The organism is Parashewanella hymeniacidonis (assembly GCF_016900895.1).
In the GTDB taxonomy this organism is placed as follows: Bacteria; Pseudomonadota; Gammaproteobacteria; order Enterobacterales; family Shewanellaceae; genus Parashewanella; species Parashewanella hymeniacidonis.
This window is the reverse complement of sequence record NZ_JAFEUN010000061.1, coordinates 18,471-28,935: the sequence shown is the minus strand read 5'-3', so window position 1 is coordinate 28,935 and position 10,465 is coordinate 18,471. Positions and strand designations below refer to the sequence as shown.

Here is a 10,465-nt window from a genome sequence, read left to right as displayed (position 1 = left end):
ATGGCTTCCTTCAGACCCTGCCGTTAGCCAACAACGCCCTTGCCATTCGGATTATCTTCCCCTCAGTCGGGGCGATACAGGTTTCTTTCAACCTGTCGGGTTTGCCAGCTTCGCTGGGCAAACGAAAAAGCACCGCCTTAAAGATGCGGTGCTTTGATCAAACTCAAGCCAATATTACAAAGTCATAATTGGATACCCTAGTTTCTTGAGTTTAGGTTCAATTTTATCTTTATCACCTACAACTAAAATGATCATGTCATCGATATTAAGTAATTTACTGGCTAATTTGTTCAAATCATCCTTAGAAATAGATTCAATGATTTGTGCTTGCTTTTTAGTGAAGTCATCAGCCAATTTGTAACGTTGTATCGTTCTCATGAAACCCGCTTTTTGATAAGGCGTTTCATAATCTAATGCTTGCCCTTGAGCAATTGATTTACGCATGAAGTCGAGCTCTGCATCAGTCATTCCTGACTTTTGATATTTAACTAGCTCTTTTATGAACTCTTGAACTGACTCAGCCGTCACATCAGTTCGAACACTTGCTGACGCAGTAAAGCTACCTGCTTCAACACCTCCAGAGAATCCACTTCTGGCACCATAGGTATAACCTTTATCTTCGCGAAGATTGAGATTTATACGACTATTAAATGCACCACCCAGAGGATAGTTCATTAAAGATGCTTTAAAGTAATCACCAGTAGCATCATATTTTAGAGCCCGATCAGATATCATTACAACAGACTGAGCCGCTTTAGGTTTGTCGATAAGATAAATTGTGCCACCTTTTAATTTTGGTGGTGCAGGTAATTTTGGGTAACTCGTCGCCTTCCCTTTCCAATGAGATAATCCGCCAAGGTGCTCAACTAATGAATCATGCTTCAAATTACTCACGGCAATAATTTGAGCATTCGCTGCTGTATAGAACGTTTTGTAGTACCTTTTTACATCGGCTAACGTCAATTTAGAGACGCTCTCAATCGTACCACCTGAACTCACACCCAACGGGGAGTTTTTTCCATAAAGCAACTGACTTAAACCAACACTCGCAAGATAAGTTGGAACAGTTTGCTGATGCTTAAGACCTTGAAGAATCTGCTGTTTAATACGTTGAAAATCTTCACTTTTAAAGCCTGGCTTAAACAGTTTTTCGTTTAAAAGAGTAAGCGTTTTATCTAAATTCTCAGTCAAACTGGTCACTTGAATAACACTTTGATATCCCGAGCTATCAAACTGAATACTAGAACCGAGTAAATCAAGTTTCTGTGCCAATTCTTCGTTTGAATGAAGCTGAGTAGACTCATTCATCATCGCCGCTGTTATTTCAGCTAATCCAGACTTAGCAACCGGTTCAACGCGATGCCCGCCATTAAGATAAACAACAAGCTCTACTGTTGGTGTTTCATCTGTTACGGTCGACATCACATCAATACCGTTGGCTAATTTTCCACGCCAAATATTAGGTACTTTTATAATCGGCGCAGGCCCTGACGGCGGTATAACACTTCGATCAAAATTAGAAGTTATCTTTTTATCTTTAAATTGAACCGCTTTTATTTCCGGTAACTTTGGCAACACAGGTTTGAAGTTATCAGCATGTGCGATTAGGTTTTCTTTACCTTCAGGTACAACGCTCATTACAACCATTGGCTTATTTTTTATGTACTGATTAAATACACGCATTACATCAGCTTTAGTGACACTAGAGTAACGTTTGAGATCCGCTTCGGTTTGGTCAGGCTCGCCAGTAAATGTTTCGTTATAAGCCAGTGTCGATACTTTACCTGAGACACTTTGTAATCCAAAAATTGTATCCGCTTTAATTTCAGCTTTTACTTTTTCTAGATCCTCATCAGAAACGCCTCGCTTTTCAAACTCAGTAATTGATTGATTCACAATTTTATCAATATTGTTAAGATCACCATTGTCTTTACTTGGATTGGCCACAGCAATGATGGTCATCTGACAGGCGAGTTCAGAACAAGGATGGCTAGCAGATGCCTGAACGGCAACGCCATTTTTTACCAAGTTTTGATAGAGAATAGATGTTTTACCGCCACCGAGTATATTTGCCAATAAGTCCAACGGTGCTTCATCTTGATGACGTGCATAAACAGTAGGGAAACCGATACGTAGCAATGGTAAATGAACTCTGTCTTCCATTGATAGATAATGAGTTTTCTCCAAAGTAACTTTAGTTTTTGGTAATGGCTTTACCTCAGGTCCTCTTGGAATACCGCCAAAATACTTTTCTACCCAAGCTAATGCTTGCTTTTCATTGAAATCACCACCAATAGTCAGCGTTGCATTATTTGGGCCATACCAACGGGCAAAGAAAGCTTTTACATCGTCAACATTGGCTCTATTAAGATCCGCAGGCCAGCCTATTACAGGCCAAGAATAAGGGTGCCCAACAGGATACATTGCTTGATTAAAGCGTTCGCTCATTCGACCATAAGGGCGATTATCTATGCGTTGTGCGCGCTCGTTCTTTACGGTTTCACGCTGAACTTCAAACTTTTTCTCAGTCAATGCTGGTAATAAAAAGCCCATTCTGTCGGACTCAAGCCATAACATTTTTTCTAACTGATTATTCGGCACCGTTTCGTAATAATTAGTACGGTCACTATTCGTTGTACCATTTAATGTACCACCTGCTTCTGTCACAATTTTAAAGTGCTGTTCATCTGCTACGTGCTGCGAACCTTGAAACATCATGTGTTCAAATAAATGAGCAAATCCACTTTTTCCTATCTTCTCTCTGTCAGAGCCAACATGATAAGTAACGTCAACATGCACAAGTGGGTCTGAATCATCTTGATGTAGAATAACGGTCAAGCCGTTATCAAGCCGATACTTTTTAAAAGGAATCCCTATCTTTCCAGGCTGAACAACTTCACTTTCAACGAGTGTTACTCCGTCAGGTAATTGTTTTTGTTTAGGGGTGTGACTGCATGAAGACAAAACAGCAGCTGATACGATTAAAAACATCCATTTTTTCACGATAGCTTCCTTAATTGTTCAAAAAAGATGCTCTATCATAACCAAGACATTGCGACTAATGCCACTAAAACGTACCTCAAGGTTTTACCTATCAAAATTAAAATAGTAGATGGCAGCAACTTACACCTAGCTAAGCCTGCAAAAACACACAAAAAATCACCAATAATCGGCGCCCACGATAATAACAGAGACCAATATCCATATTTATGGAATAGCTTTAATGCCTTTTTATATCCTTTGCTTTTGCTTTCTTCTGGATTGGTGACTTTTCTTCCCATGAAGCCCAACCAATAGCTGGTCAGTGCTCCGAGGGTATTTCCTAGACTTGCCACAATGACTAACCCCACTACTTCATTTGGATTTTGCTTTAACAAACCAGCAAGTAATAACTCAGAACCACCGGGTAATAGAGTTGCGGCAAGAAATGAAGACGTGAACATGATCCAAAGCATAAAGGGAAGCCATCATAAGAACTGTACGAAATTAAACCAACAAAACTTATTACGATAAGTTATAAAAAAATGCCATTAAGGAATATGGCTTCTAGCGTATAAAATTGAGAAAAATCTTTTATTTGTTGGTTGTTTAAATATAAGGTAGTAACAAACCTAACTTGCACGATACAAAAAACTTACTGGAAAGTACATGATTCAATCTGCATTAAAGCGAATTCCATTTTGGCAAAAAGTTCTCGTTGGCTTTTTCTTAGGAAGTATTATAGGTGTCATCTTTGGCGAGCAAGCCACTGCATTAAAACCATTAGGTGATTTGTTCATTTCGGCAATTAAGATGCTCGTTGCACCCTTGGTATTTTGTGCGATCGTCACCAGTATTACTTCGTATGAGTCACATGGTAATTTAAAGCGTCTAGCTCTTAAAACACTCGGCATGTTTATGTTTACCGGTACAGTTGCTTCATTATTGGGTCTCGCAATTGGCTCCCTAATGGACATGGGTGGCACAATGCAGCTAGCATCAAGTGCCGTGCGTGAACGTAATATCCCTGGTTTCTCTCAAGTTTTACTTGATATGATCCCTACCAACCCTTTTGAAGCTTTAGCGGAAGGGAAAGTACTTCAAATTATTGTATTTGCGGCTCTTGTTGGTATTGCAATAAATCAAATTGGTGAAAAAGCTCAACCACTTAAAAGAGTCATCGACTCTGGTGCAGAAGTCATGTTTACTCTTACGAGCATGGTGTTAAAGCTAACACCAATCGGAGTATTCGGTTTAATGGCTTGGGTTGTTGGTAAGTACGGCTTAACAACAATGCTTCCGCTGGGTAAGTTCATTCTGGCAATTTATCTTGCAGCACTAATTCACATCATTTTCGTTTACGGCGGTCTCATTACTTTTGTTGCTAAATTGAATCCAATTCAGTTTTTCCGTAAAGCTTTACCCGCTCAATTAGTCGCATTCACTACAGCTTCAAGTTTTGGCACTTTACCAGCCAGTACAAAAAGCGTTGAATCAATGGGAGTAACAAAAGGTTATCGTTCATTTGTATTGCCTTTAGGCGCTACAATGAATATGGATGGTTGTGGTGGTATCTACCCAGCAATTGCCTCTATCTTCATTGCCCAAATCTATGGGATTGATTTATCAACACAAGATTACATTATGATCGCAATTACAGCGACCGTAGCTTCGATTGGCACGGCTGGTGTTCCAGGAAGCGCAATGGTCATGCTAACTGTAACCTTAGGTGTAATCGGTTTACCACTAGAAGGCATTGCATTCATCGCAGCAATTGACCGTGTAATTGATATGATCAGAACCGCGACCAATGTAACGGGTGATATGATGACAGCTGTAGTAGTTGGCCAATCAGAGGGCGAACTTGATAAAGAACAGTTTTATTCCAATCAGTCAATTGTTGAGCCCACTTCAGCCAATGATGAACAAGCGAAAAACTGCGCTTAAACCTTAATTTAAATTGACTGAATAAAAAGCTAGCTATAACATATGGTTAGCTTTTTTCATTTATATGTATAAAATTACATAATAACGTTCTCCCCCTACATCTTACTCCTTTATTTCAACACCTTATTTCATTAACAAAGTTTAAGGTGATTCAATAATCATCAACACCTATAATTAGGTTACTAAATATTTACATGCCTCAAAGATTTAGCCACGAGTAAAACAAAAAATTCTGTGCATGATTTAACTTTGACAGAGGTAGAGTATGGAAGGCGTAACAAGTAAAGCAGGTCCACAACATTATAGTGTAGAAGAGCGGATAGTCTTTGACCCTAAGAATAAAACGACCCATAGAGAAATCGTTCTTGTAGGGCAAGAGTTTAGTCAAGATGAAATAGAGGACATGACAAATCGTTTAGGCGGTCACTCCGCAGCATTCTCTTTAAATGTGGGTGCAATGTTTCGACTCATGAATTCCTCAAATGTTGTGACCAAGAGTAATAGAGCTGAAATCAGAGACGCAGTTACTGAGATGGCTAGAGCGCCGAGTAAAGGTTTTGGTATAGTCGATACAGCCGTTTCACTTTTTAACACTATGGCACGTGTGAATAGAGCCTTACAAACAGACCCTTCACGAGTTGGCCCACGATTTGAAATAATTAAAGGTGATCGTGATAGTAACGGTAGACAAGCACATCACGCTGCATTTGTCACCCCAGGTGACGGCAACAATAAAAGAAGTGCAGCGGCTTTAAACACTATGAACTTAACCGACGATGAAGCCAGTGATGCTCATAGTGCTCACCAGCAACACGTTCAACAACAACAAGATGCCCACCCTGGTATGACCGCCTTAAACGCTGACACACTTGCCGGTGATGTTAAGTTTGTTGACGGAGGCTCGCCTTCAGACTTCCATGGAATATTTTTTGCTGAATCTGATTCTGCGACTAATGCTATTAAAAAAAGTGGACAAGAAAGAGATAAAGAAGAAAAAATTAAAGATCAATTAAAGATCGAGACATCAAAACAAAAACACAAACAAGCTGAAACTGAAGAGCGTGAAATAGAAGCAACTCAAAAAGGCGCTTCAGATACCCATAACATGGTTAATAAAATGCAGTCACAAAAAGAATACAGAGAACTGCAGATTAAAGCTAACACTGAAGATGGGCAAGGTGCTGGTGCTGCTTAAAATAAGCAAGAAAAGCAAACAAGGGTCTTGATAATTCAAGGCCTTTTTTATTGCTTGAAGAAAAATAAAAAAGAAAGCAAAGAAATGGCGGAGAAGGAGGGATTCGAACCCTCGATGGGAGTTAAAGCCCATACTCCCTTAGCAGGGGAGCGCCTTCGGCCACTCGGCCACCTCTCCGTTAATTTGGTACGCGTGAGAGGATTCGAACCTCTGACCGCCTGGTTCGTAGCCAGGTACTCTATCCAGCTGAGCTACACGCGCATCTAAACTATATAGGCTATAAATAATGGTACGCGTGAGAGGATTCGAACCTCTGACCGCCTGGTTCGTAGCCAGGTACTCTATCCAGCTGAGCTACACGCGCATTATATTTACAAAAGCAGACTTATCTTCCTGATATAAGATGATGTGGTACGCGTGAGAGGATTCGAACCTCTGACCGCCTGGTTCGTAGCCAGGTACTCTATCCAGCTGAGCTACACGCGCATCGACAACAAGTTCCTATATAAAGCAGAAGAATGGTACGCGTGAGAGGATTCGAACCTCTGACCGCCTGGTTCGTAGCCAGGTACTCTATCCAGCTGAGCTACACGCGCATCTTCAATCTACTTAACAAGAATGGCGGAGAAGGAGGGATTCGAACCCTCGATGGGAGTTAAAGCCCATACTCCCTTAGCAGGGGAGCGCCTTCGGCCACTCGGCCACCTCTCCGTTGTCTTGTTGGCGCACATATTACTGTTTGAAGAAAATAAGTCAAACCCTTTTTCATGATTAAAACACGAGTGAACTGTTTTTAATCGAATTGCACACCAAACAAGCTTAACTTAGCGCTTTTTAGACGTTTAAGTAGTTTTAAAACTACAAAACGTCTAATAAACGACTGCACCTAAAATAGAAAAAGCCAGTTAAATAACTGACTTTTCCTTTGACTAACCAATTCTAATGAGAATTAGAAATTGCCATCTTCGGAAGAATTCTCTTTCTCAGACTGAATGCGTTGATAAATTTCTTCACGATGAACAGATACTTCTTTTGGTGCATTAACACCGATACGTACCTGATTACCTTTAACACCTAAAACTGTAACAGTGACATCATCACCAATCATCAGTGTTTCACCAACACGACGAGTCAAAATCAGCATTCGATCGCTCCTTTAGTTTCCATTTCAGCGTACTTCCGACAACTTCCGATTTCCGCTTATTATAAGGTTAGCTTAGTACAAATTAATAGTATTCAACATCCAAAAAGCCGTTGAATCGTTTTTATCGAATCCGGACATACATAGCCATGCACGAGCGGTCTGATACAACATTTCATCATCAATGATAATTGATAACTTATTTCTAAAGCTGTGGTTAACTTAACATGAATTTTTTAGATTCTAAAGGTATCCAATACCTTAACTCTAATTCCAGCAACTTTCTGTTCAGGTTTATAACTATTAACGCATATTGATGCTCAAAAGTTAAAGCCTGAACGTCAGAAGTATAGCATAGGCTATACGTTAACTATTAATTTTGTCTATTTTTACTAACAAGTCTTCACTCTTGTTTAAAAACAGTATTAATGGGCTTTTAAACAAGAGAAATCCATAACATTCAAATAGTAGACCGACAGAATAATCGATATCTTACAAACTCTGTCGAAACACTATTAAAATTAAGCTAAGCGTTCCTCTAACCAAGGTAATACTTGCTCTAGTGCAATATCTAAATTCTCAGGTTGATTACCACCAGCTTGGGCCATATCAGGTCGACCACCACCTTTTCCCCCCACATGTCCGGCTACCATCCCTACTAACTCGCCCGCTTTAACTTTTGAGGTTAAATCTTTAGTTACACCAGCAATAAGATTAACCTTAGCGTCACCAGCGATTCCTAAAACAAGAATACCAGATCCTATCTTCTGCTTTAGTTCATCTTGAAAGCCTCTCAAAGATTTAGCATCAACACCTTCTAATTTCTTAATCAGCACCTTTACGCCATTCACTTCTATAGCTTCACCAATCAAATCTGCACTTGCCGCAGAAGCCAGCTTACTTTTAAGTTGAGAGACTTCTTTCTCAAGCTGTTTAGCTTTATCAAGCTGCGCCTGAAGTTTTGCTACTAACGAATTTGGTTCGGCTTTTAAGAGTGATGCAGCATGAGTAAGTTCACTCTGTTGTCCATTTATCAGTTCAATTGCAGCTGAACCCGTAACAGCCTCAATACGACGAACACCAGCAGCAATACCCGACTCTTGAGTTACCTTAAATAATCCAATGTCACCTGTACGACCAACATGAGTACCACCACACAATTCAATAGAAAAGTCACCCATAGCGATGACACGAACTTCAGAATCGTATTTTTCACCAAATAAGGCCATTGCCCCTTTCTCTTTTGCCGAATCAATATCCATGACTTCAGCTTTAAGCTCGTGGTTACGTCGAATTTGTTGATTAACTAGATTTTCAACTTCAACAAGCTCGTCATGTTTAACAGCTTCAAAGTGAGAAAAATCGAATCGTAAACGTTCAGGTTCAACTAAAGAACCTTTCTGGGTAACATGAGTACCTAAAACCTGGCGTAAGGCAGCATGCAATAAGTGAGTCACACTATGATTCAGTTGAGTTCTATGGCGACGTTTCTTGTCTACTTGCGCTTCAATATCAGCACCTAAATTCAATGAACCAGAAATCACCTTGCCAATATGACCAAATGCAGAGCCATATTTTTGAGTATCTATCACTTCAAACTCAAAGCTTTCGCCAACCAGTTTACCGGCATCACCAACTTGACCGCCTGATTCAGCATAAAAAGGTGTATTTTCTAATACGACTATCCCCTGCTCGCCTGAAGATAATGTTGAGACCTCTTCACCCTCTTTAAGCAATTTAATAAGCTTACTGCTGCCTTGCAGTTGCACATACCCAGTAAACTCTGTTTCATCTTTGAGCGAGATAGTCTTTGAATAGTCAGCAGAGAATTGGCCTGCAGCTTGTGCACGAGCTTTTTGTTTCGCCATTTCAGCGCTAAAGCCGGCTTCGTCCACTTCAATCTCACGTTCACGGCAAACGTCTGCGGTTAAATCAACAGGGAATCCATAAGTGTCATAAAGCTTAAATAGTGTTTCACCGTCTAATACTTTGCCTTCAAGCTCTTCAAGTGCAGCATCAAGAATCGATAAACCTCGTTCTAAGGTGCGAGCAAACTGTTCTTCTTCAGCCTGCAATGCTTTTTCTACAATGGCTTGCACTTCTTTCAAACCATTAGCAGCATCACCCATCACTTCGATAAGTGTTGGCACTAATTTAAAGAAAAAAGTATCAGTAGCGCCGAGTTTGTTACCATGGCGAACTGCACGACGAATAATACGACGTAACACATAACCACGGCCTTCATTAGAAGGCATAACACCATCAGCAATAAGGAAAGCACAAGAACGAATATGATCGGCTATCACCCGAAGAGACTTCTGTTCTAAATCTTTAGTGCTTGTTAATTCTGCCGCTTTAGCAATAAGTTTTTGGAAAATGTCAATATCATAGTTTGAATGACCACCTTGCAAAATTGCTGCAATACGCTCAATTCCCATACCGGTATCAACAGATGGTTTTGGTAATGGCTCCATAGTTCCGTCAATTTGACGGTTATACTGCATGAATACTAAATTCCAGATCTCGATGAAACGATCGCCATCTTCTTCTGGTGTACCAGGACGCCCACCCCAAATGTGATCGCCATGATCATAAAATATTTCAGTACAAGGACCACACGGGCCAGTATCACCCATTTGCCAAAAGTTATCAGATGCATATTGAGCACCTTTATTATCCCCAATACGGATAATATTCGCTTCAGGTACACCAATTTGATCACGCCAAATATTAAAGGCTTCATCATCAGTTTCATAAACGGTTACGCATAGCTTGTCTTTAGGAAGTTTTAATTCTCCGGTTAAGAAGGTCCATGCAAAACGTATGGCATCTTCTTTAAAATAATCACCAAAACTAAAGTTACCTAACATCTCAAAAAATGTGTGATGCCTTGCTGTGTAACCAACATTATCTAAATCATTATGTTTACCACCTGCACGAACACAACGCTGTGATGTTGTCGCTCGGGTATATGAACGCTTTTCTTGACCTAAAAATAGATCCTTAAACTGGTTCATGCCCGCATTGGTAAAAAGTAGTGTTGGATCGTTATGCGGAACAAGAGAACTGCTATCAACAATTTGATGACCATTTCGGCCAAAAAACTCTAAAAACGCTGTTCTAAGCGCTGCGGTGGTTTGATACATGAATACACCCTGATATTGGAAATAGTTAAAACTATAAGCAACTATACTCTTCATTCA

The 10,465-nt window shown here is 40.1% G+C and carries 6 protein-coding genes and 6 tRNA genes; 2 read left to right on the top strand and 10 right to left on the bottom strand.

The window, feature by feature from the left end; genetic code table 11:
- Positions 1-174: 174 nt before the first annotated feature.
- Both JQC92_RS13035 and JQC92_RS13030 read right to left on the bottom strand, forming a co-directional pair.
- Entirely contained in the window at positions 175-3,003 is a 2,829-nt protein-coding gene (locus JQC92_RS13035) for an insulinase family protein (protein WP_205000061.1), read from the bottom strand.
- Positions 3,004-3,038: 35 nt separating this feature from the next.
- Entirely contained in the window at positions 3,039-3,455 is a 417-nt protein-coding gene (locus tag JQC92_RS13030) for a YqaA family protein (RefSeq protein WP_239480554.1), read from the bottom strand.
- 193 nt (positions 3,456-3,648) lie between these two features.
- Between JQC92_RS13030 and JQC92_RS13025 the strand changes: the two genes are divergently transcribed.
- Both JQC92_RS13025 and JQC92_RS13020 read left to right on the top strand, forming a co-directional pair.
- Complete coding sequence (locus JQC92_RS13025; RefSeq protein WP_205000060.1) at positions 3,649-4,926, top strand: dicarboxylate/amino acid:cation symporter; 1,278 nt, start codon at positions 3,649-3,651, stop codon at positions 4,924-4,926.
- A 265-nt stretch (positions 4,927-5,191) separates the two neighbouring features.
- Positions 5,192-6,121 (top strand): hypothetical protein, encoded by a 930-nt coding sequence (locus JQC92_RS13020; RefSeq protein WP_205000059.1) that lies wholly within the window; start codon positions 5,192-5,194, stop codon positions 6,119-6,121.
- An 85-nt stretch (positions 6,122-6,206) separates the two neighbouring features.
- On the opposite strand, the gene JQC92_RS13015 is transcribed toward JQC92_RS13020, so the two are convergent.
- The 8 genes from JQC92_RS13015 to alaS form a co-directional block, all read right to left on the bottom strand.
- A tRNA-Ser gene (locus JQC92_RS13015) sits at positions 6,207-6,298 on the bottom strand.
- Positions 6,299-6,305: 7 nt separating this feature from the next.
- Positions 6,306-6,382: transfer RNA gene (locus JQC92_RS13010), tRNA-Arg, on the bottom strand.
- 26 nt (positions 6,383-6,408) lie between these two features.
- A tRNA-Arg gene (locus JQC92_RS13005) sits at positions 6,409-6,485 on the bottom strand.
- Between the two features lie 45 nt (positions 6,486-6,530).
- A tRNA-Arg gene (locus JQC92_RS13000) sits at positions 6,531-6,607 on the bottom strand.
- Between the two features lie 33 nt (positions 6,608-6,640).
- A tRNA-Arg gene (locus JQC92_RS12995) sits at positions 6,641-6,717 on the bottom strand.
- Between the two features lie 23 nt (positions 6,718-6,740).
- Positions 6,741-6,832: transfer RNA gene (locus tag JQC92_RS12990), tRNA-Ser, on the bottom strand.
- 238 nt (positions 6,833-7,070) lie between these two features.
- On the bottom strand, positions 7,071-7,265 hold the full coding sequence (gene csrA / locus JQC92_RS12985) for a carbon storage regulator CsrA (RefSeq protein ID WP_129946446.1): 195 nt from the start codon (positions 7,263-7,265) through the stop codon (positions 7,071-7,073).
- Between the two features lie 518 nt (positions 7,266-7,783).
- The gene (alaS, locus tag JQC92_RS12980) at positions 7,784-10,408 is read right to left on the bottom strand and encodes an alanine--tRNA ligase (protein ID WP_205000058.1); all 2,625 of its coding nucleotides are present in this window, start codon (positions 10,406-10,408) and stop codon (positions 7,784-7,786) included.
- Positions 10,409-10,465: the final 57 nt, after the last annotated feature.